Source organism: Alkalihalobacillus phoenicis (genome assembly GCF_047302405.1).
Lineage (GTDB): Bacteria > Bacillota > Bacilli > Bacillales > Bacillaceae_D > Alkalihalobacillus.
This window is the reverse complement of record NZ_CP154853.1, coordinates 3485853-3511559: the sequence shown is the minus strand read 5'-3', so window position 1 is coordinate 3511559 and position 25707 is coordinate 3485853. Positions and strand designations below refer to the sequence as shown.

24 protein-coding genes, 1 riboswitch and 1 other annotated feature are annotated in these 25707 nt (G+C 40.0%); of the genes, 22 read left to right on the top strand and 2 right to left on the bottom strand.

Annotated features, from left to right (window positions below; translation table 11 throughout):
• Positions 1–47: 47 nt before the first annotated feature.
• Complete coding sequence (locus AA0017_RS16465) at positions 48–1358, bottom strand: lysine N(6)-hydroxylase/L-ornithine N(5)-oxygenase family protein (protein WP_413376205.1); 1311 nt, start codon at positions 1356–1358, stop codon at positions 48–50.
• Positions 1359–1491: 133 nt separating this feature from the next.
• Positions 1492–1701: a binding site (T-box leader), on the top strand.
• A gap of 50 nt (positions 1702–1751) precedes the next feature.
• Here AA0017_RS16465 and argS point away from each other — a divergent pair.
• The 18 genes from argS (at position 1752) to purD (ending at position 20482) form a co-directional block, all read left to right on the top strand.
• Positions 1752–3443, top strand: a complete 1692-nt coding sequence (gene argS / locus AA0017_RS16460; RefSeq protein ID WP_413376204.1) for an arginine--tRNA ligase — start codon at positions 1752–1754, stop codon at positions 3441–3443.
• A 30-nt stretch (positions 3444–3473) separates the two neighbouring features.
• Positions 3474–4121, top strand: a complete 648-nt coding sequence (locus AA0017_RS16455) for an MOSC domain-containing protein (RefSeq protein ID WP_413376202.1) — start codon at positions 3474–3476, stop codon at positions 4119–4121.
• A 346-nt stretch (positions 4122–4467) separates the two neighbouring features.
• Positions 4468–5565, top strand: coding sequence for a type III polyketide synthase (locus tag AA0017_RS16450; protein WP_413376200.1), 1098 nt, complete (start codon positions 4468–4470; stop codon positions 5563–5565).
• A complete protein-coding gene (locus AA0017_RS16445; protein ID WP_413376198.1) occupies positions 5562–6125 on the top strand; it encodes an isoprenylcysteine carboxyl methyltransferase family protein in 564 nt (187 codons plus the stop codon). The genes AA0017_RS16450 and AA0017_RS16445 overlap by 4 nt, the downstream gene beginning before the upstream one ends.
• A gap of 366 nt (positions 6126–6491) precedes the next feature.
• Positions 6492–6701 carry an NETI motif-containing protein gene (locus tag AA0017_RS16440; RefSeq protein ID WP_413376196.1) on the top strand — a complete coding sequence of 70 codons (210 nt, stop codon included), beginning with the start codon at positions 6492–6494 and terminating at the stop codon, positions 6699–6701.
• 73 nt (positions 6702–6774) lie between these two features.
• Positions 6775–6877, top strand: a riboswitch (purine riboswitch).
• A gap of 172 nt (positions 6878–7049) precedes the next feature.
• Complete coding sequence (gene purE / locus AA0017_RS16435; protein ID WP_413376194.1) at positions 7050–7535, top strand: 5-(carboxyamino)imidazole ribonucleotide mutase; 486 nt, start codon at positions 7050–7052, stop codon at positions 7533–7535.
• On the top strand, positions 7532–8647 hold the full coding sequence (purK, locus tag AA0017_RS16430; RefSeq protein ID WP_413376192.1) for a 5-(carboxyamino)imidazole ribonucleotide synthase: 1116 nt from the start codon (positions 7532–7534) through the stop codon (positions 8645–8647). The genes purE and purK overlap by 4 nt, the downstream gene beginning before the upstream one ends.
• A gap of 39 nt (positions 8648–8686) precedes the next feature.
• On the top strand, positions 8687–9985 hold the full coding sequence (gene purB / locus AA0017_RS16425) for an adenylosuccinate lyase (RefSeq protein WP_413376190.1): 1299 nt from the start codon (positions 8687–8689) through the stop codon (positions 9983–9985).
• A 74-nt stretch (positions 9986–10059) separates the two neighbouring features.
• On the top strand, positions 10060–10200 hold the full coding sequence (locus tag AA0017_RS16420) for a hypothetical protein (RefSeq protein ID WP_413376188.1): 141 nt from the start codon (positions 10060–10062) through the stop codon (positions 10198–10200).
• 66 nt (positions 10201–10266) lie between these two features.
• Complete coding sequence (gene purC, locus AA0017_RS16415; protein ID WP_413376186.1) at positions 10267–10980, top strand: phosphoribosylaminoimidazolesuccinocarboxamide synthase; 714 nt, start codon at positions 10267–10269, stop codon at positions 10978–10980.
• 41 nt (positions 10981–11021) lie between these two features.
• Positions 11022–11273 (top strand): phosphoribosylformylglycinamidine synthase subunit PurS, encoded by a 252-nt coding sequence (purS, locus tag AA0017_RS16410; protein WP_003321566.1) that lies wholly within the window; start codon positions 11022–11024, stop codon positions 11271–11273.
• Positions 11270–11953, top strand: coding sequence for a phosphoribosylformylglycinamidine synthase subunit PurQ (purQ, locus tag AA0017_RS16405; RefSeq protein ID WP_413376184.1), 684 nt, complete (start codon positions 11270–11272; stop codon positions 11951–11953). The genes purS and purQ overlap by 4 nt, the downstream gene beginning before the upstream one ends.
• The gene (gene purL, locus AA0017_RS16400; protein ID WP_413376182.1) at positions 11937–14165 is read left to right on the top strand and encodes a phosphoribosylformylglycinamidine synthase subunit PurL; all 2229 of its coding nucleotides are present in this window, start codon (positions 11937–11939) and stop codon (positions 14163–14165) included. The genes purQ and purL overlap by 17 nt, the downstream gene beginning before the upstream one ends.
• Positions 14141–15553: an amidophosphoribosyltransferase gene (gene purF, locus AA0017_RS16395; RefSeq protein ID WP_413376180.1), complete on the top strand. Its 1413-nt coding sequence runs from the start codon at positions 14141–14143 to the stop codon at positions 15551–15553. The genes purL and purF overlap by 25 nt, the downstream gene beginning before the upstream one ends.
• Before the next feature lie 158 nt (positions 15554–15711).
• Complete coding sequence (purM, locus tag AA0017_RS16390) at positions 15712–16749, top strand: phosphoribosylformylglycinamidine cyclo-ligase (protein ID WP_413376178.1); 1038 nt, start codon at positions 15712–15714, stop codon at positions 16747–16749.
• Positions 16746–17327 (top strand): phosphoribosylglycinamide formyltransferase, encoded by a 582-nt coding sequence (gene purN / locus AA0017_RS16385; protein WP_413376176.1) that lies wholly within the window; start codon positions 16746–16748, stop codon positions 17325–17327. The genes purM and purN overlap by 4 nt, the downstream gene beginning before the upstream one ends.
• Before the next feature lies 1 nt (position 17328).
• Positions 17329–18864: a bifunctional phosphoribosylaminoimidazolecarboxamide formyltransferase/IMP cyclohydrolase gene (gene purH / locus AA0017_RS16380; protein ID WP_413376174.1), complete on the top strand. Its 1536-nt coding sequence runs from the start codon at positions 17329–17331 to the stop codon at positions 18862–18864.
• A 346-nt stretch (positions 18865–19210) separates the two neighbouring features.
• Positions 19211–20482 carry a phosphoribosylamine--glycine ligase gene (purD, locus tag AA0017_RS16375; protein ID WP_413376172.1) on the top strand — a complete coding sequence of 424 codons (1272 nt, stop codon included), beginning with the start codon at positions 19211–19213 and terminating at the stop codon, positions 20480–20482.
• A gap of 100 nt (positions 20483–20582) precedes the next feature.
• On the opposite strand, the gene AA0017_RS16370 is transcribed toward purD, so the two are convergent.
• Positions 20583–20825, bottom strand: a complete 243-nt coding sequence (locus AA0017_RS16370; protein ID WP_413376170.1) for a DUF2892 domain-containing protein — start codon at positions 20823–20825, stop codon at positions 20583–20585.
• Positions 20826–21124: 299 nt separating this feature from the next.
• On the opposite strand from AA0017_RS16370, the gene AA0017_RS16365 reads away from it, so the two are divergent.
• The 4 genes from AA0017_RS16365 to murQ all read left to right on the top strand — a co-directional run bounded on the left by AA0017_RS16365 (position 21125) and on the right by murQ (position 25692).
• Entirely contained in the window at positions 21125–22864 is a 1740-nt protein-coding gene (locus AA0017_RS16365) for an adenine deaminase C-terminal domain-containing protein (RefSeq protein ID WP_413382654.1), read from the top strand.
• 69 nt (positions 22865–22933) lie between these two features.
• A complete protein-coding gene (locus AA0017_RS16360) occupies positions 22934–23962 on the top strand; it encodes a DUF3048 domain-containing protein (RefSeq protein ID WP_413376168.1) in 1029 nt (342 codons plus the stop codon).
• A 25-nt stretch (positions 23963–23987) separates the two neighbouring features.
• Positions 23988–24296, top strand: coding sequence for a YerC/YecD family TrpR-related protein (locus tag AA0017_RS16355; RefSeq protein ID WP_003324773.1), 309 nt, complete (start codon positions 23988–23990; stop codon positions 24294–24296).
• 502 nt (positions 24297–24798) lie between these two features.
• A complete protein-coding gene (gene murQ / locus AA0017_RS16350) occupies positions 24799–25692 on the top strand; it encodes an N-acetylmuramic acid 6-phosphate etherase (RefSeq protein WP_413376166.1) in 894 nt (297 codons plus the stop codon).
• The last annotated feature ends 15 nt before the right edge of the window (positions 25693–25707 follow it).

Here is a 25707-nt window from a genome sequence, read left to right as displayed (position 1 = left end):
TTTTTAAACAAGTCTTCTCATTAAAGGGGAAAAAAGATAGCTGAAGGTTAATTCAACTTTTGAGAGAATTGCTGAAAGACAGCCTTTGTAGGTTCTGGGTATATCTCACGTCCAGCAATCGTGTTAATGACCTTTTGGTTTCGTAAAACAGAGAGTCCGAGATTTGTGGCACTAGCCCCGTGCGAATGCTCGATGTTTGTGAGGGTGAATAGAGCATTTTTTCGTTCTGTTTTAAAGGTAAGGCGGTAATCTTCTGTTACTTTAAAACGCTTGTCATCTTCCCAAAGGATTTTATCTTCAAATCGATTTAGCCAATCAGGTAGTTTTGGTTTGTAGCCTGTGGCGAGTATGAGCTTTTCTGTTTCGTACGTAAAATCGTGATCTTCTTGCCATTGTGTACACGATAATTGATACGTTTTATTTGCCTTTTTGATGCCGTTCAACTCAGTCGTTGGTTGAATGGTGACGGCAAGCTCTTGCTGAATCGAGCGATTGTAGAGTAAATCATAAATGCCTTTTAAGATTTTTGGATCGACACCATTTCGGACGGGATCAAGCGTATCAAGTGCATCCAACCGTTGCTCAAATGGCAAATGATGAAAATAATGAACATATTCTGGTGAGAAAACTTCAGTCCCAAGCTTGGCCTCTTCTTTTTGAAAAAAACCACCTGAGCGCGTGAACCAAGTTAGCTCATAGTTATAATATTTTTGTTCCAATAATAAATCATAAAAAACCTCCGCGGCACTCTGTCCAGAGCCAGCAACTGTAATCGATTTACTTTGTTTTAAATTCTTTTCGTACTCAAGATATTGACTCGTATGAAGGACATCTTCACTTGGGTAACCTTCAAAACCATCTGGTACATTAGGAACACCGCCCGTCCCTAAAACGAGATGTTTACAGTAGTAAGATTGCTTTTTACCATTTTTAGGATGGAAAACAACAACTTCATAATACGGCTTTTCTATATTGGTATGATCGAGTACATCAACCACTTGATGACCAAAGTGGCAAAATTTGAGCTGAGAGAGAACCCATTTACAGTATTCATTGTATTCTTTACGAGGAATATCAAATCGATTAAAAAAATAAAACTGGTATAAACGGTTATGTTCGTGCAAATAATTGACAAATGTATAAGGACTTTGTGGGTTAGCGAATGTGACGAGGTCCGCTAAAAAGGGAGTTTGTAAGTCCATTCCCTCAATTAACATTCCAGGATGCCATTCAAAGGAATCTGATTGCTCGAAAAAGAGAGCTTCTATTTCATCTATAGGCTCAATAAGGGCAGCTAGACTTAAATTAAATGGACCAATTCCTACACCGATCATATCGTATATTTTTTGTTCGTTCATTGCTCCGCTCCTTTTGGGAATTCCTTTAATAGTTTGTATTTTCCCCATTTTCTCTTAAATGAAACGAATCTACTCTAAAGAGAAAACTTCCATTTGCCAGCTGCAAACTTTTTGAGTATAATATCTAGAAATATATTTGTCTGTGAGGAAGAGAGTAGTGATGGGGTAGTTTAAGCGAGTTAGGGTTGGTGTGAGCCTAATAACGAAACCATGATGAAGCGCACTTCTGAGATGCATCCTGAAATAACTAGTAGGGATTGCCGGTGCTAGCCGTTATCTAGTTGAAAGTAGGTTCGTATTTTGAACAATCAGAGTGGTACCGCGGGTAAATCTCGTCTCTAAATAATAGAGACGGGATTTTTTTGTGAAAAAAATGAAAGAGGTGTAGAGATAATGGAAGCAAAGCAACTATATGCAGAGAAAATAGAAAAGGCGATTAATGGTGTAAAAAAGAAAGAGGAGATTGAGGGATTAATAGAGAAGCCTAAATTTGAGGAGCAAGGAGATTTAGCTTTCCCTTGTTTTGTTTTAGCGAAGCAGTTGAAGCAAGCTCCAGCTAAAATCGCTGAACAATTGGCTAACCAAATTCAGGCATCCGTTTTTTCCAAGGTGGTCGCGGTAGGGCCTTATGTGAATGTGTTTTTAAATCGAGCGGAAATGAGCAAGAGTATTTTGTCGAAGGTTTTAGCTGAAAAGGAGTGTTTTGGTGCTCAATCGATAGGTGAAGGCCAAGTGCTGACGATAGATTACTCTTCACCCAATATTGCAAAACCTTTTTCAATGGGGCATTTACGTTCAACTGTGATCGGAAATTCACTGGCTACGATTGCTGAGAAAAATGGCTATCAGGTCGTTCGTATTAATCATTTAGGTGATTGGGGTACACAGTTCGGTAAGCTCATTACTGCTTATAAAAAATGGGGCGATCCTGATATGATTAAAAGGAATCCGATTAAGGAACTACTTGCTTTGTATGTGAAGTTCCATGAAGAAGCAGAGGAGAACCGAGAGCTTGAAGATGAAGCAAGAGCTTGGTTTAAGAGGTTAGAAGATGGGAATGTCGAAGCAACAGAGCTTTGGAATTGGTTTAAGGATGAATCATTACAAGAGTTTGCGAAAATCTATCAGCTGTTAGATGTCCCGTTTGATTCCTATCATGGGGAAGCTTTTTACAATGACAAAATGGACGGGGTTATTAAAGAACTAGAGAATAAAAATGTGTTAGAACGTTCAGATGGAGCGGACGTTGTTTCATTGAAGAAGGAGAATTTACCGCCTTGTTTAATTCGGAAATCAGATGGAGCGACCCTTTATGCAACAAGAGATTTAGCCGCCGCCATTTATAGACAAAATACGTATCAATTTTCTAAATCATTTTATGTGGTCGGCCATGAACAGAGCTTACATTTTCAACAAATTAAATTAGTATTAGAAAAGCTTGGCTATGATTGGGCCAAGGAAATGGAGCATATCCCATTCGGGTTTATTTTACAAAATGGCCGCAAGATGTCGACGAGAAAAGGTCGGGTTATTTTATTAGAGGAAGTGATTAAAGAAGCAATCGATTTAGCGAAGCAAAATATTAATGAAAAGAACCCAAATCTTGAAGACAAAGACGAAGTGGCCAAACAAGTAGGGGTTGGGGCGATTATTTTCCATGATTTAAAAAATGAAAAACAGAATAATGTCGAATTTTCATTAGAAGATATGCTTCGTTTTGAAGGAACAACGGGTCCTTATGTCCAATATACACATGCAAGAGCTGGCTCAATTTTGCGTAAGGCGAAGCTTGGGGAAGTATCGTCTCCGGAAGGTGGTTTGGACGATTCGTATAGTTGGGCCGTTCTGAAGCTTGTCGATCATTTTCCGCATGTCGTGGAAAGAAGTTTCCTATTAAGGGACCCATCAAAGGTAGCCAAATATGTCCTAGAGTTGGCTCAAGAATTTAATAAATATTACAGTCATGTCAAAATCTTAGTGGAGGACGAACATTATGAAGCTCGTTTAGCCTTAGTGAAAGCCGTGACGATTGTCTTAAAAGAAGGATTACGATTACTTGGAGTCAAAGCACCAAAGCAAATGTAAAAACGAGGGAGAACATAAGGAGGAACAGCCATGTCGATAACAATTGAAGGCATTTATGTTGGAAAGCCAAGGGAAGTCATGATGAATGGTAAACCAGTCAAAACGAGTATATATAAGGAACCACTATTTTCAACAGTACAGGTGAATTCATTAGGGATTATCGGTGACACGCAATCCGATCTAGTTCATCATGGTGGAGTGGATATGGCGATTTGTTTATATCCGGCTGAACACTATTCCTATTGGGAAGAAAAACTTGGTCGAAATCCAGGGCAATCAGCTTTTGGTGAAAATTTAACGGTTTCTGGGTTAAGCGAGCAAGATGTGCAAATAGGTGATGTGTATAGAATTGGAGACGTCTTACTTGAAATTAGCCAACCACGTTCCCCTTGTTACAAAATTGGCCTAAAACACAATGAGCCAAAAATGGCTTTATGGGTGAATGAAAAAGGCTGGAGTGGCTACTATGCCCGCGTGTTGCATGATGGAGAGGTGAGTGTGGGAGACGAGTTGGAACTAGTGGAGCGCCATGCTAAGAATCCGACGGTTTTGGACGTAAATAAAGCAAGGTATTGGAAAGAAGCGACATCAGAAGATTGGCAGGAGCTTGTCAAAGTGAGACAACTTTCCCAAGAATGGCGCGAGCATTTTCAAAAAAGATTGGAAAAGCAGAAATAAAAACGGAACCCACATTCAATTGACGTTGGCTGTGGGTTTTTTGTGTTGATTTTAGGAGTTTTTGAAGTATGGAGGGATGAATGAGTGGATAAGTAATGAAAAAGTGCGGAGTGGGGAATTAGAGTGCGAAAAAATGTGAATAAGTAATGAAAAACCGTGCAGAGTCAAATTACGGTGCGAAAAAAGCACATTAGGTAATGAAAATCCAAGTTGTTCTATATTACGGTACGTATAACCAGAAAAGAAGTAATAAACTGGAAACCGAGACGACATGAAGGTACAAACTAGAATAAATTAACTAATACTGGAAAACCTAAACTATCAAAATAAGGATAGGGGCTTAATTATGGTTAGTATTTTATCGGTAGGAACCTTTCGTCCGCCCAATAGGTTGACTCAGGATTTAACGATGGAGTTTGCGAAGGAATTGTTTAGTGAAAGTTTTTCAGATATTAATCGATTGCTGCCCGTTTTTAAAAATGGGCAAATTGATGAGCGACATTTTGCTGTTCCAATTGAATGGTTTGAGGAAAGTCATACTTTACAGGAACGTAATGATTTATACATCGAACTCGCCACCGAATTTGGGGTCGAAGCTATAAAGACTTGCCTACAAAATGAAGCGTTCCTCAAAGAGCCAATTGAAGAAAAAGAAATCGATGCGATTGTACTGGTGACGAGTTCAGGTATGTCGACGCCGAGCTTAGATGCAAGAATTATGAATCAAATGAACTTTTCCCCTCATACAAAAAGAATTCCGTTATGGGGATTAGGGTGTGCCGGTGGGGCAATTGGAATAAGTCGTGCCTTTGAATATGCTCGTGCGTATCCAGAGCAAAATATATTGGTCTGTTGTATTGAACTTTGTAGCTTAACTTTTCAAAAAAATGACCGATCAAAAAGTAATTTAATCGGTGCGTCTCTATTTGCTGATGGTGTCGCTTGTGCGTTAATTTGTGGGGAACATTCTTCATTAATACAAAAGGCAAAAAATCCCCTTCGTCCAACGATTACTGCAACACATTCGACTCTAATGCCAGATTCAGAGGGGATTATGGGCTGGGATGTGAAGGATACAGGCCTTCATGTTGTATTCTCGCGTGATATTCCTAGTGTCGTGGAAAATTGGTTTAAACCAAATGTAGAAGGTTTTTTGCATGAGTACGGCTTAGAAATAGGTCAAATTGATTCTTTTGTTGCTCATCCAGGTGGGAAAAAGGTACTTGATGCTTATGAAGCGTCGCTGGCGATTCCGACGACCTTAACAGAGGAAGCGAGAGATGTATTACGAATGAATGGCAATATGTCGTCGCCAACTGTTTTATATGTACTCGAAGAATGTATGAAAAAGGAACGGCAATCAGGTGATATTGGTTTAATGGCGGCGTTAGGACCAGGCTTTTGTTCCGAACTTGTTCTGCTAAAGTGGGAGGGAGTTCATTGAGTATATGGATTTATATTTTCCTTGGCTCTATTGTGTTTCAAAGAGTGTTGGAGTTGATGATTGCCAATCGTAACAAACGTTGGATCGAGAGCCAAGGAGGATTTGAAGTGGGGAAAGAACATTATCCTTTTCTTGTCTTATTGCATGTAGGTTTCTTTCTTTCCTTAATTAGTGAAATGGCAGTGAAGCAACCTGAAATGGTGAAATGGGCGGCGATTCCGTTTTGTCTATTTATCAGTGCTCAAATTGTTCGGGTCTGGGCTTTGTCATCGCTCGGGCGTTTTTGGAATACACGAATTATGATTTTGCCGGGGGCGAAGGTTGTGACTAAGGGACCTTATCATTTTATGAGGCATCCTAATTATGTGGTCGTGGCTGTCGAGATTATCAGTTTACCTATTATTTTTCAAGCGTATTGGACGGCCTTTTTGTTTACGATTTTAAATGGAGTCGTCCTTTCGATTCGAATAAAACAAGAAGAAAGAGCCCTTCAAGCAGATACGAACTACAATGAAATTTTTGAAAATAAAAGTAGATTCATTCCGAGTTCCGATGATTGACGTCACGATGTCGCTCAAAATGTAATGGGGAAGCCACTGAAAAAATTTTCATCTCATCTTTTAGAGAAAGTCTAAGGAATTTGGTTTCTAAGTAAATAGTCGTACATAGCTCAAACTGTTTTTTTTATAATCCAAAACGGAGCGAGCGGAATGCCCGATTCACCCGCGGAACACGTAGTGCATGCAGCTCGCGGAGTAAGCTAACTAATGTAACCACCTATTTACGAGTAAACTATTTTTCAGTCGCCTCTTTAATAGGTGTTGTCAGTCTTCCTCAGACACACTACAATATGGTGTATGTCGGGCATGAAATTCCGAACAAAAAAAGAAAACAACATAAGTAATGTTCATATAGGGGGAATGTATGTGAGTCAAAAGAAAAAAATGAAGTTTGAGGTTCAGGAGGGGGAGTCGATTGCTGGTTGTCTTGAACGGATGGATAAAATGGGGTATAGACCGATAAGGAGAATGGAGAAACCTGTATTCTCGGAGGAGAAACAAGGTCAAAATGTCCACTATGAGCCGATAAAACAAGTGATTGTCTTTGAAGGGTTATTAAAAGAAGACGAACGATAATTATTTTATGATAGTAAATGTTCGATTTTTCGTTGACATCACGGTGAGTTACTTGTAAGATGAAGGTGAAAAGAACACAAATACGAAATTACCTCATATAATCCTTGGGGATATGGCCCAAAAGTTTCTACCTAATAACCGTAAATTATTAGACTATGAGGGAAAGTTCGGCATTCATTCATCTTAATGTCCTAAAATGAATGATTTACGTTTGGATAAAAAGCGTAGAATTAGCTTACTTTCTCTCGAAAAGATCGATGATAAAGAACCTAATTCTATGTTTTTTTATGTTTAAGTAAAGGATTGACCAAGGAAAATAATAGATTGTTGGATAGGGAGAGATTGAATATGGATCCGGTTGTCGGTGTCATTATGGGAAGTACATCTGATTGGGAGACGATGAAACATGCCTGTGACGTATTAGAAGAGCTTGAAATTCCTTATGAGAAAAAGGTTGTATCCGCTCATCGTACACCTGATTTAATGTTTCAATATGCAGAAGAAGCAAGAGTAAGAGGTTTAAAGGTGATTATTGCTGGAGCTGGGGGAGCTGCCCATTTACCAGGAATGGTAGCTGCTAAAACGACGTTACCGGTCATTGGTGTTCCCGTTCAGTCAAAAGCTCTACAAGGATTAGATTCCTTATTATCGATCGTACAAATGCCAGGTGGTGTACCAGTTGCAACAGTCGCCATTGGGAAGGCAGGAGCAACAAATGCTGGTTTACTTGCCACTCAAATCATTGGCTCTTTTAATGAAGAAGTTCAATTACGTTTAGAAAAAAGAAGAAAACAAACGGAACAAAAAGTGTTAGAAAGCAGTGATACATTATGAGTCAGCCTTTAACACCAGGAGCAACTATTGGAATTATTGGCGGGGGTCAGCTTGGAAGAATGATGGCGATGGCAGCAAGACAGATGGGGTATCGGATTGCTGTACTAGAACCAACGGCTGATTCACCTTGTGGGCAAATAGCAGATGTCCAAATCGAAAAAGGTTATGACGATTTAGATGGGGCAAAACTACTCGCAGATGTGTCAGATCTTATAACATATGAGTTTGAAAATATTGACCAGAAGACAGCTGGCTGGATGGCTGAACAATGTTTTTTCCCACAAGGGGATAAATTGTTGAAAATCACACAGCATCGTTTAAAGGAAAAGCAAGCGATTGAAGCATTAGGTGTTAAAGTCGCTCCGCATCGTGCTATTTTAGCGGAGGAAATGATTACACAAGCTGGTGAAGATATCGGATTTCCAGCTGTTTTGAAAACATGTCGTGGTGGTTATGATGGCAAAGGGCAAGCGGTTGTCAACAATCATGAGGAGCTTAATGAAGCGGCGAGAAGGTTACTCAAGCACGGTGAACTAGTATTAGAAGCTTGGATTCCGTTTCAATGTGAGGTTTCGGTAATCGTTACTCGGTCAACGACTGGAGAAGTGAAGACTTTCCCAGTAGCGGAAAACATCCATCGTAACAATATTTTATATCGTTCCATTGTTCCAGCAAGGGTCTCACAGGACATTCAAGATGTTGCCAAAAGAATGGCTTTAACGATTGCGGAAGGGCTCGGGTTAGTCGGAACGCTCGCTGTTGAATTTTTTGTCGGCTCTGATGGTACCCTTTTTGTAAATGAACTTGCCCCAAGACCTCATAACTCTGGACATTATACGATTGAGGCTTGTGAAACTTCTCAATTTGAACAACATATTCGTGCGGTTAGCGGTTGGCCACTTGGAGAAACAACGTTGCATAATCCGGTCGTGATGGAAAACATTTTAGGTGAGGACTTGCCGCAAGTTTTAGCCAATATTGAGCAATTTAATGATATAAAGCTTCATCTATATGGAAAAGCCGAGGCAAAAGAAAAAAGAAAAATGGGACATTTAACCGTAATGGCTAAAACCGTTGAAGAGGCATTGCAAAAATTAGATGAACGCTCATAATAAAGAAGGTACGAAAAAGATAATTGGAGGCATTAAATTATGATTGAACGTTATACGAGACCTGAAATGGGAAATATTTGGACGGACCAAAACCGCTATCAAGCTTGGTTAGAAGTTGAAATTGTTGCTTGTGAAGCATGGGCAGAGCTTGGCGAAATTCCAAAAGAAGATGTACAAAAAATTCGCGAAAATGCAAGCTTTGATGTAAACCGTATTTTAGAAATTGAAGAAGAAACACGTCATGATGTCGTTGCATTTACTCGCGCTGTTTCGGAAACGCTTGGCGAAGAGCGTAAATGGGTCCATTACGGTTTAACGTCTACAGATGTAGTAGATACGGCCCTTTCTTACTTATTAAAACAAGCAAATGAAATTTTACTACATGACTTAGAAAATTTCTTAGAGATTATTAAAAACAAAGCAAAAGATCATAAATATACGGTAATGATGGGACGTACGCATGGTGTCCACGCTGAGCCAACAACTTTTGGATTAAAGCTTGGCCTTTGGTACGAAGAGATGAAACGTAACATCGAACGTTTTAAACAAGCAGCTGAGACCGTTCGTGTCGGAAAGCTTTCTGGTGCGGTTGGAACGTATGCCAATATTGACCCGGCGGTTGAGCAATTAGTTTGTGAAAAATTAGGTTTAGAGGCAGCACCGATTTCAACGCAAACCTTACAACGTGATCGTCATGCTCAATATGTGAGCACATTAGCCCTTATTGCGACGTCAATTGAGAAATTTGCAGTTGAAATTCGTGGGTTACAAAAAAGTGAAACACGTGAAGTGGAAGAGTTTTTTGCAAAAGGTCAAAAAGGTTCTTCTGCAATGCCACATAAACGTAATCCAATTGGTTCAGAAAATATGACAGGTCTTGCTCGTATTGTTCGTGGACATATGTTAGCGGCTTATGAAAATGTTCCATTATGGCATGAGCGTGATATTTCCCATTCGTCAGCAGAGCGTATTCTGTTACCAGATGTGACAATCGCCTTGAATTATATGTTAAATCGTTTCGGAAATATCGTGAAAAACTTAACCGTCTTCCCAGAAAATATGAAACGCAATATGACAAGAACATACGGTTTAATTTACTCACAACGTGTACTTCTTTCTTTAATTGATAAAGGTCTTGTTCGTGAAGAAGCGTATGACCTCGTTCAACCAAAAGCGATGGAAGCATGGGAAAAGGGTATTCAATTCCGTGAACTAGTGGAAGCTGAAGAACGAATTACTTCTGTATTATCACCAGAAGAAATTGAGGAGTGCTTTAACTACGAGCATCATTTAAAGCATGTTGACACGATCTTTACACGCTTAGGAATTGATGAGTAAGACAATTAGGTTATTCATTAAATGAGCCATTATGGCTTCAACTGATTTTTCTTTAACCAAGCGGTGCGAGCTTAATGCCTGGAGACCCCGTAGCGATTCGAGGGGCTCCCGACTCACCCGCGGAACGTGTAGGGCATGGAGCTGGCGGAGTAAACCAATTAAAAAGAACGACTGTCTTACATTGGTTACCACTCATTGCTTTTGATTATTCTTAATATTTATGCATATCGCATTTACCTGTGTTTTTTGACTTTTAACTATTACTTTAGTGGAGGCTCCAAATGGAAAAACAACAACTCCTATATGAAGGAAAAGCGAAAAAGATTTATCAAACGAATGAAGCAAATATCCTCTGGATTGAATATAAGGATGAGGCAACAGCCTTTAATGGCGAAAAGAAAGATACACTCGCTGGGAAAGCTCGTTTAAATAATGAAATTTCTTCTCTTATTTTTACTCAGTTAAAGGATAAAGGAATTGAGAGCCATTTTGTTGAGCGGCTATCGGAAACAGAACAGCTCGTGCAAAAGGTTGAAATTGTTCCATTAGAAGTGGTTGTTCGTAATATTATTGCAGGAAGTATGGCAAAGCGTCTTGGAATGGAAGAGGGAACCCCGCTCGGAAAGCCGATTGTTGAATTTTATTATAAAGATGATGATTTAAGAGACCCGCTGATTACAGAAGCCCATATTGAACTACTTGAGGCAGCATCAGATGAAGAGGTAGCTCAATTAAGAGAGATGGCATTAGCGGTAAATGAACATTTGATTGCTTTATTCTCTGAAATTAACATTCGTTTAGTAGATTTCAAGCTTGAATTTGGTCGGACGGTGGAAGGTGAACTTCTTTTAGCAGATGAAATTTCGCCTGACACATGTCGTCTTTGGGATAAAGATACAAATGAACGCTTTGATAAAGATTTATTCCGTCGCAATTTAGGTAATTTGCAAGATGGTTACGCTGAGATTTTAGCTCGACTCACGCAACATTCGTAAACTTCACTAAATCATAAAAACCATTCTAGGAGGACTTATCCATGTTGAAAGTAAAAGTATTTGTCACGTTAAGAGAAAGTGTGTTAGACCCACAAGGAGTAGCAGTTAAGGGAGCTCTTCACACGATGGATTATAAAGAAGTTCAAGAAGTGCGTATCGGTAAATATTTGGAACTTCAATTAGAAAAAACGGAAAATGTAGAAGAACGTGTTAAGGAAATGTGCGAAAAGATTCTTGCGAACACAGTGATTGAAGACTATCGTTTTGAAATCGAGGAGGTCGTGCCATCATGAAATTTGCAGTAATCGTTTTTCCTGGATCCAATTGTGATTCAGATATGTACCATGCAATTAAGGATGGTTTAGGAGCGGAAGTCGAATATGTTTGGCATGATGAGGCTTCACTTGAAGGTTTTGACGGAATTCTTTTACCTGGTGGGTTTTCATACGGAGATTATCTCCGCTCAGGGGCAATTGCTCGTTTTTCAAAAGTGATGAACGCGGTCATCGAAGCGGCTCATGCTGGTAAACCTGTACTTGGCGTTTGTAATGGTTTCCAAATTCTTCTTGAAGCAGGTCTCTTACCTGGAGCGATGAAACGAAATGAAGGGTTAAAATTCATTTGTCGTCCGGTTCAGTTACAAGTTGAAAATGCTAGCACGATGTTTACAGCTGGTTATACAAAAGGTGAAGTTATTAATGTTCCTGTTGCTCATGGGGAAGGAAACTATGAATGTGATGAAGAAACACTTGCGAGATTAGAAGAGAATAATCAAGTCGTTTTCCGTTACGTTGATGCGATTAATGGGTCTAGAAATCAAATTGCTGGAATTACGAATGAACAAGGAAATGTACTAGGAATGATGCCACACCCAGAGCGTGCGGTAGAAGAGATTTTGGGTAGTGCCGATGGATTAAAATTATTTCAATCGATGTTACGAAATTGGAGGGAAACTCATGTTACAACAGCTTGAGCCAACATCTGAACAAGTAAAGGAACAAAAATTGTATCGTGATATGGGCTTAACAGATGAAGAATTTGCCCTTGTGGAACAAATTTTAGGACGTACACCGAATTACACTGAGACAGGAATTTTCTCTGTTATGTGGTCTGAGCATTGTAGCTACAAAAATTCGAAGGTTCTGTTAAAGAAATTCCCTGTTGATGGTGAAAAGGTTTTACAAGGTCCTGGAGAAGGGGCGGGGATCATTGATATTGGGGATGAGCAGGCGGTTGTTTTCAAAATAGAAAGTCATAACCATCCATCCGCGATTGAGCCTTATCAAGGAGCTGCAACAGGAGTCGGTGGAATTTTACGCGATGTTTTCTCGATGGGAGCTCGTCCAATTTCGTTATTAAATTCATTACGTTTCGGAGAATTAACCTCTCCAAAAGTGCGCTATTTATTTGAGGAAGTTGTTGCTGGCATTGCTGGTTATGGAAATTGTGTCGGTGTACCAACGGTTGGAGGAGAAGTTCAATTTGACTCTTGTTATGACGGCAACCCACTTGTAAACGCAATGTGTGTCGGTTTAATTAATCATAAAGATATTCAAAAAGGCCAAGCAAAAGGTGTTGGCAACACGGTTATGTATGTTGGTGCTAGTACAGGGCGTGACGGAATTCATGGAGCTACCTTTGCTTCTGAAGAATTAAGTGAAGGTTCAGAAGCGAAACGACCAGCGGTTCAAGTGGGCGATCCGTTTATGGAAAAATTATTGCTTGAAGCTTGTCTAGAGCTTGTCCAATGTGAGGCGTTAGTTGGAATTCAAGATATGGGAGCAGCCGGACTTACTTCATCTTCAGCAGAAATGGCAAGTAAGGCAGGGTCAGGAATTGAAATGAATCTTGATTTAATTCCGCAACGAGAAGCTGGCATGACACCATATGAAATGATGCTTTCAGAATCTCAAGAAAGAATGTTACTAGTTATCAAAAAAGGCCAAGAGGATGAAATTAAAGAAATTGTTGAGCGTTGGGGATTGCTTTGGGCCGAAGTAGGCCATGTAACTGATGATAAGAAACTTCGCCTTTTACATAAAGGAGAAGTGGTTTCAGAAATTCCAGTCGATGCTTTAGCTGAGGATGCACCTGTTTATCATAAGCCATCAACTGTACCAGCTTATTACGAAAAATTCCAACAGCTTGAGCAAGTGATTCCAGTGATTGAAGATAAAAAGGAAACATTATTAAAGTTATTAGCTCAGCCAACGATTGCGAGTAAGGAATGGGTATACGACCAATATGATTACATGGTACAAACGAATACAGTTGTTAGCCCAGGTTCAGATGCTGCGGTCGTTCGGATTCGTGATACACGTAAAGCTCTTGCGATGACAACTGATTGTAATTCTCGTTACTTATATTTGGACCCAGAAGTGGGCGGCCAGATTGCTGTCGCTGAAGCAGCTCGTAACATCGTATGTTCAGGCGGTGTGCCACTTGGTGTGACGGATTGTTTAAATTATGGTAGCCCGGATAAACCAGAAATTTTCTGGCAGCTAGAAAAATCAACAGACGGAATGAGTGAAGCGTGTCGTACGCTCGAAACACCTGTTATTGGTGGAAACGTCTCTTTATATAATGAAACGAATGGGGAAGCGATTTTCCCAACACCTGTTATTGGAATGGTTGGCTTAATCGAAGACATTGACCATATTACGACCCAAGCTTTTAAAGCGGCGGGCGATTTGATATATGTGATTGGGGAAACGAAGCCTGAGTTTGCCGGTAGTGAATTACAAAAACTTTTAGAAGGCGAAATCTCTGGAAAAGCACCAGCTCTTGATTTAGAAGTGGAAAAAGCAAGACAAAAGAAATTATTAGCGGCCATTCAGCAAGGCCTTGTTGCATCAGCCCATGATGTTGCAGAAGGTGGACTAAGTGTCGCAATAGCTGAAAAAATGACATCAGGAAATGTTGGGGCGAGAGTTACTTTAGCAGGAGATGTTGTCACGGTTCTATTTAGTGAAACCCAATCTCGTTTTGTCGTTACGGTAAAACCAGAAAATCGTCTTGCCTTTGAAGCGGCTGTTGCTGAAGCGACTCTAGTCGGTGAAGTAACTGATGAAGCGCGTTTAGTGATTACGGATGAGTCAAGTAAGATCGTGGTTGATGCCACTCAAGAAGAAATTGTGACATCTTGGAAAGGGGCTATCCCATGTTTGCTGAAATCAAAGGCTTAAATGAAGAATGTGGTGTGTTTGGTGTTTGGGGTCATAAGGATGCCGCACAGATTACGTATTATGGACTTCATAGCTTACAACATCGTGGTCAAGAAGGAGCAGGGATCGTTGTTTCAAATGGCGAGCATTTAAAAATTCATAAAGGTTTAGGTCTCGTAAACGATGTGTTCCGTCCGGAAACTTTGGCTGAGTTACAAGGGACATCAGCCATTGGTCATGTGCGGTATGCAACAGCAGGAGGTGGGGGTCTCGCAAATGTGCAACCCCTGCTTTTCCGCTCTCAAACAGGCGGTCTCGCGATTGCTCATAACGGGAATCTCGTAAACGCTAATAATATGAAACGCCAACTAGAAGCACAAGGGAGTATTTTTCAATCGACCTCAGACACGGAAGTTTTAGCACATTTAATCAAAAGAAGTGGGTTTTATAGCTTAGAAGAGCAGTTACGCAATTCATTAGCGATGCTCAAAGGAGCTTATGCTTTTACGATTATGAATGAAAAACAGATGATGGTCGCTCTTGATCCGAATGGTTTGCGTCCGTTATCGATTGGACGTTTAGGTGATGCCTATGTTGTCGCGTCTGAAACATGTGCGTTTGATGTAATTGGGGCCACTTATGAGCGTGAAGTGGAACCAGGGGAGCTTGTCATTATTGATGATAATGGATTACGTTCCACACGTTTTGTCAATAAAACGGCTCGTTCGATTTGCTCAATGGAATATGTATATTTTGCACGTCCAGACAGTAATGTCGATGAAATTAATGTTCATACTGCCCGGAAAAATCTAGGAAAACAACTAGCAATCGAATCACCTATCGAAGCAGATGTTGTTACAGGTGTGCCTGATTCTAGTATTTCAGCGGCGATTGGTTATGCCGAACAAACAGGTATTCCATATGAGCTTGGCATGATCAAAAACCGATATGTTGGCCGAACGTTTATCCAACCGTCACAGGAATTACGTGAGCAAGGCGTTAAGATGAAGCTATCGGCAGTGCGTGGTGTTGTAGAAGGTAAACGGGTAGTCATGATTGATGATTCAATTGTTCGTGGGACAACGAGTCGGCGTATCGTTAATATGTTACGTGAAGCTGGTGCTCTTGAGGTTCATGTTCGCATTAGTTCACCACCGATTAAAAATCCTTGTTTTTACGGCATTGATACATCGACAACAGAAGAATTAATTGCTTCCCAACACTCGATTGAAGAAATGCGTGAAATAATGGGGGCCGATTCTTTATCGTTTTTATCAACTGAAGGGCTAATGAAAGGAATTGGACGCTCAGATAGTGAAGCAAACTGTGGTCAATGTTTAGCCTGTTTTACAGGACAGTATCCGACCGAAATTTATTCCGATACATTGCACCCACACGCAAAGGTTTAACCTCACACGGGTTGAGGCAACTGATAAACTCTCATGCTGCCCCGCGATTGCTGCGGGCAAGCAGCTGGTGGAGTATATGAAAATGATCTATCTTCTAAACATATGAAAAATTAAAAACATATAGTAAGTAGTTAGCTAAAGTAGGAGGCAATTAAACCATGTCCGAAGCGTATAAAAAAGCAGGCGTTGATATAGAAGCAGGTTATGAAGCAGTGAATCGAATGAAAAGCCATGTGGAAAGAACCTCTCGATTAGGTGTCATGGGTGGTCTAGGTGGGTTTGGCGGCATGTTCGACCTTTCTGCTCTGCAAATGAAGGAACCGATTCTCGTTTCTGGAACAGATGGAGTTGGCACAAAGCTTATGCTTGCTTTTATGATGGATAAACACGATACGATTGGGATTGACGCGGTTGCGATGTGTGTCAATGATATTGTCGTACAAGGAGCAGAACCCCTTTATTTATTAGATTATCTAGCTTGTGGAAAAGCGATTCCGGAAAAAATTGAAGCCATTGTTAAAGGGTTTGCTGATGGTTGTGAACAAGCAGGATGTGCCTTAATTGGTGGGGAAACAGCTGAAATGCCTGGAATGTACGAGGTTGAGGAATATGATTTAGCTGGTTTTGCGGTAGGTGCTGTTGAAAAAGCCAATGTCATTACAGGTGACAAAATCAAAGCGGATGATGTCGTGCTCGGGCTTGCTTCAAGTGGACTTCATAGTAATGGTTTTTCATTAGTAAGGAAAGTTTTGTTAGAGGATGCCAAGCTAAGTTTGCAAGACGAGTTGCCGACACTTAATCGAACATTAGGAGAAGAACTTTTAACACCAACGAAAATTTACGTGAAACCACTTTTAGCTTTACAAAAAGAGTTTGATGTCCACGGTTTAGCTCATATTACAGGTGGAGGTTTTTATGAAAATCTTCCACGAATGCTCCCAGAGGGCTTAGCGGTGGAAGTTAGTGAAATTTCATGGCCTGTGCCACCTATTTTTTCAATCATTCAACAGTATGGCGGGTTAACCGAGCGTGAACTATTCTCTACTTTTAATATGGGAATCGGAATGGCAGTTGTCGTTTCTGAAAAGGATGCGGACAAAGTGCTTGAATTTTTACAAAAAGAAGGAGAGCAGGCCTTTGTGGTTGGTCGAGTGATTGAAGGTGAAGGGGTTCATATCGGGGGCATTGATTTATGAAAATAGCTGTGTTTGCTTCAGGTAGTGGCTCCAATGCAGAGGCTATTATTAAGGCGACAAAAACTGGGAAATTACAAGCGGAAGTGGCACTCGTTATTTGTGATAAACAGGGGGCGAAAGTGGTGGAACGTGCAGCCAACTACAATATTCCTGTCTATGAATATATGCCGAAAAACTTTCCGACAAAGAGTGCGTATGAAGAAGAGGTTGTCCGTCATTTAAAAGAAAACGAAATTGATTTTATCGTGTTAGCAGGGTATATGCGATTAATCGGAACGACACTTCTTACTGCTTATGAAGGGCGTATTGTCAACATTCATCCGTCACTATTACCGGCATTTGCCGGGCTTGATGCGATTGGCCAAGCGTTTGAAGCTGGGGTGAAAGTTACTGGGGTTACAATCCATTATGTTGATGAAGGAATGGATACGGGACCAATCATTGCTCAAGAGGCAGTTCAAGTTGAGGGGAATGACACGAGAGAGTCATTAACGAAAAAGATACAAGCTGTGGAACACAAATTGTATCCAGAAACATTACAAGCAATTTTTTCCTTACATAAGGTGGAAGGGGAGTAAGATGACAAAGAAAAGAGCATTAGTGAGCGTATCGAATAAGGAAGGCATTATAGATTTTGTTAAAGGTTTAGTGGAGCGAGGCTTCGAAGTTGTTTCAACTGGTGGGACAAAAAAAGCGATTGAAGATGCGGGTGTTCCAGTAACTGGTATTTCTGAAGTGACAAACTTCCCAGAAATTATGGATGGTCGTGTGAAAACCTTACATCCAAACATTCATGGTGGTTTATTGGCCATGCGTGAAAAGGAAGATCATGTCGCCCAACTAAAGGAACATAATATTACGCCAATTGATGTCGTTTGTGTCAATCTTTACCCATTTCAAGAAACGATTGCTAAACCGGAATCAACTTTTGCTGATGCGATCGAAAACATTGATATTGGTGGACCGAGTATGCTTCGTTCTGCCGCAAAAAATAATAAGCATGTTACGGTCGTAGTCGATCCAGCTGATTATGAAACGGTTTTAACAGAATTAGATAGTGGAGCTACAACAGAAGCAACACGTCGTAAGCTTGCGGCAAAAGTATTCCGTCACACAGCAGGGTATGATGCTTTAATTGCCCAGTATTTAACAAAAGAAGTCGGAGAAGAAAATCCAGAATCATTAACGGTTACTTACACGAAAAAACAAGACTTACGTTATGGGGAAAACCCACATCAACAAGCTGTTTTTTATGAAAAGCCATTAGCGGACGATAATTCGATTGCTAAAGCCATTCAGCTTCATGGCAAGGAGCTCTCTTATAACAATATTAAAGATGCAGATGCTGCGTTAGCGATTGTGAAGGAATTTGATCTGCCAGCAGCGGTTGCCGTCAAGCATATGAATCCATGTGGTGTTGGAACAGGTGAAACGATTGAAGCGGCTTATGAGGCAGCTTACCAAGCGGATCCAGTTTCTATTTTTGGCGGGATTATTGCCTTGAACCGTGAAGTGGACCAAGCGACAGCACTAAAATTGAAAGAAATCTTTTTAGAAATTATTATCGCGCCATCCTTTACAGAGGAAGCACTGGATGTATTAACATCTAAGAAAAATCTTCGTTTATTGACCATTGATGTAGCGGCTAAAGAGAAAAAAGAGCAAGTGATTACATCGATTCACGGTGGTTTGCTTGTACAAGATGAAGATCGCTATGGTTTTCATGAGGCTACGATCTCAGTACCAACGGAGCGTCAACCGAGTGAAGAAGAATGGGCAGCATTAAAGCTTGCTTGGAATGTGGTAAAACATGTGAAGTCTAATGCGATTGTTTTAACGAATGATAAGATGACGGTAGGAATCGGGGCCGGTCAAATGAATCGTGTCGGAGCGGCTAAAATTGCGATTGAACAAGCAGGAGAAAGAAGTGCTGGAGCTGTCTTAGGTTCTGACGCCTTTTTCCCAATGAATGATACGGTCGAAGCAGCTGGAAAAGCAGGAGTTACCGCTATTATTCAACCAGGTGGCTCGATTAAAGATCAAGAATCGATTGATAAAGCGAACGAATATGGCATCGCAATGGTCTTCACAGGAGTTCGTCACTTTAAACATTAATCAAAAGTTAAAAGGCTCAAATAAAAGCTCAATAAAAAAAGAAGGCACTGAAAAAATCCCATGCTCAACCTTAACAGAGGAAAATTATAAATAATTGGTTATTCATTTAGAAGATCTATGTCGCTTTAGCTGTTTTTTCTTTGACCAAAGCGGAGCGAGCGCAATACCCGGAGACTCCTGCGGGATTAGTGAAGTACGGGAGACCCCGCAGCGACTAGTCGTGAGGAGGCTCCCGATTCACGCGCGGAACGCGTAGGGTATGGAGCTGGCGGAGCAGTCTAATTAATGTAACCATTTTTAACGAGCAGATCATTTTCAGTGGTTTTATAAAAAAGGGGACATTTTTGTGAATGTATTAGTTATCGGTAGTGGCGGAAGAGAGCATACGATCGCTTGGAAATTTTCAAAAAGTAAACATGTCTCAAAGGTATTTGTTGCACCAGGTAATCCTGGGATGGTCGATGTGGCCGAAGTCGTAAATATCGCTGAAGCGGCTCATGAGGAAATCGTCAAATTTGCGATTCAACATGAAGTAGAACTCGTCTTTGTCGGTCCAGAAGTACCACTTTTAGCTGGCTTAGTGGATCGTTTAACGGTTGAAGGCATTCCAACATTCGGACCAAATAAGGAAGCCGCTTTATTAGAAGGTAGTAAATCTTTTGCGAAACAAATGATGAAAAAGTACAATATTCCAACCGGCGATTATGAGAATTTTACAGATTATGAAAAAGCAGTTGCTTATGTAAAAGAGCAAGGGGCTCCGATTGTCATTAAGGCAGATGGTTTAGCGGCAGGCAAAGGAGTCGTTGTCGCTTTTACTGTGGAGGAGGCGATTGCTGCTTTACAGTCGATGCTTCAAGATAATCAATTTGGCGATGCAGGTGCCTCGGTTGTCATTGAAGAATATTTAGATGGTGAAGAGCTTTCCTTAATGGCTTTTGTTCATGGCGATATTGTTGTACCGATGGTGGGAGCACAAGATCATAAACGTGCCTATGATCAGGATGAGGGACCAAACACAGGTGGAATGGGAGCTTATTCTCCAGTACCTCAATTTACCGAAGAAGATGTTGACCGTGCGGTGAAAGAGATTTTACAACCAATGGCCGAGGCGATGATTCAAGAGGGACGTACATTTACAGGGATTTTGTATGCCGGTCTAATGATGACAAAAGAAGGCCCTAAAGTCATTGAGTTCAATGTTCGTTTTGGTGACCCAGAGACACAAGTTGTTTTACCACGCTTGAATTCTGATCTTTATGAAGTGTTACAAACATTATTAGCTGGAAAAAGACCTGAATTGGACTGGTCAGATGAGGCAGTACTTGGTGTTGTTCTAGCAAGCAAAGGGTATCCAAGAGCATATGAAAAGGGTATTTTAATTAAAGGATTAGAAAACATAAAAGAGCCACATCTTCTTTTCCATGCAGGGACTAAAAAAGAAGAAGAACAATGGGTGACAAACGGAGGGCGTGTCCTATTAGTCGCTGGAAAAGGTAAAACCATTGCTGAGGCACAAAAAGAAGCTTATTCAGCGGTAAAAGAAGTAAAATCATCTGGCTTATTTAATCGTAGCGATATAGGGCAAAAAGCGATTTCCAAAGTCATTTCATCATAAGTTAAGAAAAATGACCATTTTAAAGAGGAATTCGTTGTACCTCTTACGAATAATACAGTATGGGATGGCATATACATGTTCCCATACTGTATTTTTATGATTATGAAGGATTAACCACTTCGTTTGGTGATTCTTGCTTATACTCTTTTTGTTTTTGCACTAAATAAATGATAGGGCAAAAGCGAGTAATCCCTTCTGCCACCTTCATTGCCCCTATTAGACCGGCAATTATAGGGAAATCACGAGTATGGCGGTTGGCACATTTTGAGCCTGTCCATGCTAAAATAACAAAACCAATCGTAATTCGAATGAAAGCACCACATATTCCAATATTTTGTTTCAAAAGAAAAACCTCCTAAAAGTATAAAGCGAAGTCCGTTTGGTCAGAAGCGAGAAAAAGTGTAGTTTGTTTACTCCGTCAGCTGCATGCCCTACGCGTTCCGCGGGTGAGCCGGGAGCCTCCTCAGCTATTTGGATATTACTGGATGAATACCGAGAAAAAAGCTCTTTTTTTACGATTTAATGTTACAAAGTAATGACTTTTTAAAAAATGTGTGAAAACATATCACATAGATGTTAGTCTTTAACAATTTATGTGGTACTATAGAAAAAACTGATTGGAGAAATGAGTGATTGCACATTATGACTGAGAGATTGAATCGATCGACAAAGAAAAAACTACGACATCAACTCGCTGTTGTTAAAGGTGAACAGGCACCATCACTTGTTTTAAAGAATGCTACTTATTTAAATCAAGCTCGTCAGAAATGGCTTAAAGCAAATATATGGATTTCCGAAGACACCATTGTTTATGTGGGAGATGAAATGCCGCCTGTTTTACATGATGCGGAAGTCGTTGATTGTGAGAACCAATTTATTGTTCCTGGTTACATTGAACATCATGTTCACCCATTTCAACTTTATAATCCCCTGAGCTTTGCAAAGTATGCATCTATAACAGGTACAACAACACTGATAAGTGACAACTTAATTTTTCTATTGGCCCTAGAAAAAAAGAAAGCGCTTACTTTAATTAGCGACTTAGATAAACAACCAACCTCCATGTATTGGTGGTCACGTTACGATCCACAGACAGAACTAGCAAATGAAGATGCGATTTCGAATTCAAAAATGAAGGAGTGGCTTGAGCATCATTTAGTCGTCCAAGGGGGAGAGCTAACATCTTGGCCCAAGGTATTAAGTGGAGACGATGCAATTCTTCATTGGATCCAAGAAACAAAACGACTTCGTAAACCAATCGAAGGACATTTTCCTGGAGCCTCAGAAAAAACACTAACCCAGATGGCTTTAGTTGGTGTCACATCTGATCATGAATCAATTACTGGAAAAGATGCGTTAATGCGAATTAATATGGGCTATTACACGTCATTACGCCAATCCTCGATTCGACCAGATTTGAAAAAGATTTTAATCGAGTTACAAGAGTTAGGTCTCGAGCGCTTTGATCGCTGTTTGATGAACACGGATGGTTCTCCGCCTTCCTTTTATGAGTCTGGCGTGATGAATCATCTCATTCAAATTGCGATCGACAATGGCGTTCCGCCGATCGAAGCTTACAATATGGCGACGTATAATGTGGCCCGCTATTATAATTTTGAAAATAAGCATGGTTTAATCGCGCCAGGTAGAATGGCGAATTTAAACTTTTTATCTGCAGAAGATAACCCAACACCTGTTTCCGTATTGGCAAAAGGGCAATGGATTGTTCGAGAAAATAAAGTAATCGAACGTGATGATTTCTTCCCATGGAAAGATTACGGAGTCGATAAAGTTGAATATAATTGGGATTTACATGAGGATGAGCTTCACTTTTCGATGCCAATGGGAATTGAAATGGCTAATGCAGTTATTTTGAAACCTTATCATATTTCGATTGATTCAACGACAAAAGAATTAAGCCAAGAACATGATGAAAGTTTTTATGCCCTTATTGACCGCCATGGGAAATGGCATATTACGACGATGATTAAAGGATTTGGAAACCAAATTTCTGGTTTAGCAAGCTCCTATAATAATTCAGGCGATGTTATCTTAATCGGTAAGAGTATTCCAGATATGGTTTGTGCGTTTAATCAAATGAAAGAACAAGGTGGAGGAATTGTGCTTGCCGAAAAAGGTGAGGTTATCGGAAATATAGAGCTTCCTTTGCTTGGCATGATGTCTAATAAATCGATGGAAGAAATTATGGGAGAAGAAAAGCACTTAGTTTCTTTATTACGAGAACGAGGATATAAACACGAAGACCCAATCTATAGTTTACTCTTTTTCTCTTCAACCCACTTACCTTATGTTCGTGTGACTCAAAAAGGAATTTATGATGTCAAAAAGAAAACGGTATTGTTCCCGTCTATTATGCGTTAAACTAAAAATAGGTTCTTTAGCCTGATGCTAGGATAAAGAAAAATAGGGAAAAGGTTGTGGGAAAAGAGGATGAAATATTGGATTGGAATAATTATGACTCTACTCATAATAATCGCTGGATGTAGCGAACCTCATGCCGAGGAAGAAAGTCCTAATCAAAATGAACAAATACCAGAAGATAATGAGGAGCCGGAAGTCCCTGAATCAGAAGTGATGTTAACGCATCCTTTAACAGGAGTAGAAACGGATGTCATCAATAATAATCGTGTGATTGGGGCGGTTATCAATAATTCTCCGGCTGCTCGTCCGCAGTCGGGGCTATTAGAAGCGGATCTCATTTATGAAGTATTGGCAGAATATGAAGTAACGCGTTTTGTGGCTTTGTATCAAAGCCAATTACCAGAACGGATTGGACCTATTCGAAGTGCAAGGCCTTATTTTGTTGATTTATCAGATGGGTACGAGGCGATGCTTGTGATCCATGGCTGGAGCCCAGACGCACAGACGATGCTTACAAATGGTACGACAGATTATTTGAATGGATTATATTATGATGGCACCTTATTTGAACGTTCAAGCGATCGTGTCGCCCCTCATAATTCGTACTTATCATTAAATCATTTAATGGAAGGTATGAAACTAGAGCAATTGGAGTTTGAGGCTGAAGTTGAGCCAAATGTCTTTTTAGATAAAAATGTTGAGGTTTCTGGTGAGGAAGCAACCGAAATATCCATTAATTATTTAGATTTATATAATGTCCATTATCGATTAGACGAGACAAAAATGACTTATTATCGGTATAATGAAGAGCAGACAGTCGATTATGAAACAGGGGCTGCCATTGAATTAGCTAATATTTTTATCGTTGAGGCCACGCATCAAGTTTTGGATGAGGCAGGAAGACGGTCTGTTGATCTCGAATCAGGAGGTAAGGCTTTACTGATTCATAGTGGTAAAATACAAGAATTAGAATGGGTTAATAACGCCGGACGAATTCTTCCGATAAAAGATGGGGAAATCGTACCTTTTAAGCAAGGTCAAACGTGGGTAAACATTATTCCTGATTCTCCCGGTCTTAAAGGAAGCGTAACTTATTAATAGAAGACAAGAAAGGGTGCTTACCGTGCAAATAAATAAATTAAGAGGCAAAGAGCTCGACCAATTATTTAATGCCATTTTGTCATTAAAAGATTTAGAAGAATGTTATGAGTTTTTTGATGATCTTTGTACCATTAATGAGATTCAATCTCTTGCACAGCGTCTCGAAGTAGCTCGTATGTTACAAAACGGATATACATATCACAAAATTGAAACAGAGACGGGTGCAAGCACAGCGACGATTTCACGAGTGAAGCGCTGCTTAAACTATGGAAATGATGGTTATAAAATGACTCTAGATCGTATAAAAGAACAAGAAACAGTTGGAGAATAACCAAGTTGCATATATTTCTAAAAGTTAGGGACAAAACTAGCTAAAAAAGAGTTGGATGACTTAAATGACGGTCATCTAACTTTTTTTATTGGAAATTCCTTATTTTATATTCAAAATAGAATGGAAAAATTCACAAGTATAAAAGGAGGAATCCTAATCTTAGCGGAGCATAATTTTCGGGAGCCGTGAACATCGCTCCATGTCCACCTCTAACTAATCTCATGCAAAAATAATCACTGCCGATGTATTTTACAACGAGTAAAATGCATTGGCTTTTTCTATTTAAGGCTTTTGGGACTGTTCCTTTTGGGGAAAAGTAAGTAGTCGGAAGCGGAGAGATAATTTTATATTACATTAAAAAAAGCTAAAAAGCGTAGTCTGTCTAAATTGAAATAAAATTTTATAAAAATATGTTATATATTGATTTATTATTTCAGATGATAGTATAATAAAAACGTTAAAAACTATAAGAGGTAGATGAGTATTAAGGGAGATGTTATAAATGCTAGACAAATTATCAACAGAAAAACGAAATGAACGAACGATGAAGATGGATGAAATGTCTACGTTGGAAGTACTGAAGATTATGAATTACGAAGATCAGGCAGTCCCTCATGCTGTTAAGGCAGCTATCCCTATAATAGAGAGCTTAGTAGAACAGACGATTCAATCCTTAAAAAAAGGAGGAAGAGTGATTTATGTTGGGGCTGGAACGAGTGGACGCTTAGGTTTATTAGATGCTGTTGAATGTCCACCAACTTTTGGAACCGATCCCAAAGTCGTCGTTGGATTAATCGCTGGGGGAGAGGAGGCTTTTGTAAAAGCAGTAGAAGGGGCAGAAGATTCATTAGAACTAGGGAAAAGTGATTTACAACAAATAGAACTCAGTAACAATGATGTTGTCATTGGAATAGCAGCAAGCGGAAGAACCCCTTATGTGATTGCAGCTTTAAAATATGCTAATGAAGTAGGTGCTGTAACAGGGAGCATTTCTTGTAACGATGATGCTGAAATTAGTCACTTCGCCGATTATCCAATTGAAGTAGTGACTGGTGGGGAAGTGCTCACGGGTTCTACAAGATTAAAAGCTGGAACAGCCCAAAAGCTAGTGTTAAATATGATTTCAACGGCTTCGATGATTGGAATTGGGAAGGCTTATAACAATTTAATGGTTGATGTGAAACCGACAAATGAGAAATTAGTCGTTCGTGCAAAGCAGATTATCATGCAAGCAACAGGCATAGATGAAAAGAGAGCTGCGGAAGTGTTTAAGCAAGCAAATAGTCAAGTAAAACCAGCGATCGTTATGATCTTGGCTGATGTTTCTTATGAGGAAGCATTGGATCGCTTAAATAAAGCGGAAGGGTTCGTCAAGGGAGCCATTTCAGATAATTAATAGGGGGGAAAGAAT

What these genes read in the sequence shown, in the direction of transcription:
- AA0017_RS16465 (WP_413376205.1), bottom strand. Translation starts at nt 1,358, where the DNA reads ATGAACGAACAAAAAATATACGATATGATCGGTGTAGGAATTGGTCCA.
- argS (WP_413376204.1), top strand. Translation starts at nt 1,752, where the DNA reads ATGGAAGCAAAGCAACTATATGCAGAGAAAATAGAAAAGGCGATTAAT.
- AA0017_RS16455 (WP_413376202.1), top strand. Translation starts at nt 3,474, where the DNA reads ATGTCGATAACAATTGAAGGCATTTATGTTGGAAAGCCAAGGGAAGTC.
- AA0017_RS16450 (WP_413376200.1), top strand. Translation starts at nt 4,468, where the DNA reads ATGGTTAGTATTTTATCGGTAGGAACCTTTCGTCCGCCCAATAGGTTG.
- purE (WP_413376194.1), top strand. Translation starts at nt 7,050, where the DNA reads ATGGATCCGGTTGTCGGTGTCATTATGGGAAGTACATCTGATTGGGAG.
- purK (WP_413376192.1), top strand. Translation starts at nt 7,532, where the DNA reads ATGAGTCAGCCTTTAACACCAGGAGCAACTATTGGAATTATTGGCGGG.
- purB (WP_413376190.1), top strand. Translation starts at nt 8,687, where the DNA reads ATGATTGAACGTTATACGAGACCTGAAATGGGAAATATTTGGACGGAC.
- AA0017_RS16420 (WP_413376188.1), top strand. Translation starts at nt 10,060, where the DNA reads ATGCCTGGAGACCCCGTAGCGATTCGAGGGGCTCCCGACTCACCCGCG.
- purC (WP_413376186.1), top strand. Translation starts at nt 10,267, where the DNA reads ATGGAAAAACAACAACTCCTATATGAAGGAAAAGCGAAAAAGATTTAT.
- purS (WP_003321566.1), top strand. Translation starts at nt 11,022, where the DNA reads ATGTTGAAAGTAAAAGTATTTGTCACGTTAAGAGAAAGTGTGTTAGAC.
- purQ (WP_413376184.1), top strand. Translation starts at nt 11,270, where the DNA reads ATGAAATTTGCAGTAATCGTTTTTCCTGGATCCAATTGTGATTCAGAT.
- purL (WP_413376182.1), top strand. Translation starts at nt 11,937, where the DNA reads ATGTTACAACAGCTTGAGCCAACATCTGAACAAGTAAAGGAACAAAAA.
- purF (WP_413376180.1), top strand. Translation starts at nt 14,141, where the DNA reads ATGTTTGCTGAAATCAAAGGCTTAAATGAAGAATGTGGTGTGTTTGGT.
- purM (WP_413376178.1), top strand. Translation starts at nt 15,712, where the DNA reads ATGTCCGAAGCGTATAAAAAAGCAGGCGTTGATATAGAAGCAGGTTAT.
- purN (WP_413376176.1), top strand. Translation starts at nt 16,746, where the DNA reads ATGAAAATAGCTGTGTTTGCTTCAGGTAGTGGCTCCAATGCAGAGGCT.
- purH (WP_413376174.1), top strand. Translation starts at nt 17,329, where the DNA reads ATGACAAAGAAAAGAGCATTAGTGAGCGTATCGAATAAGGAAGGCATT.
- AA0017_RS16365 (WP_413382654.1), top strand. Translation starts at nt 21,125, where the DNA reads ATGACTGAGAGATTGAATCGATCGACAAAGAAAAAACTACGACATCAA.
- AA0017_RS16360 (WP_413376168.1), top strand. Translation starts at nt 22,934, where the DNA reads ATGAAATATTGGATTGGAATAATTATGACTCTACTCATAATAATCGCT.
- murQ (WP_413376166.1), top strand. Translation starts at nt 24,799, where the DNA reads ATGCTAGACAAATTATCAACAGAAAAACGAAATGAACGAACGATGAAG.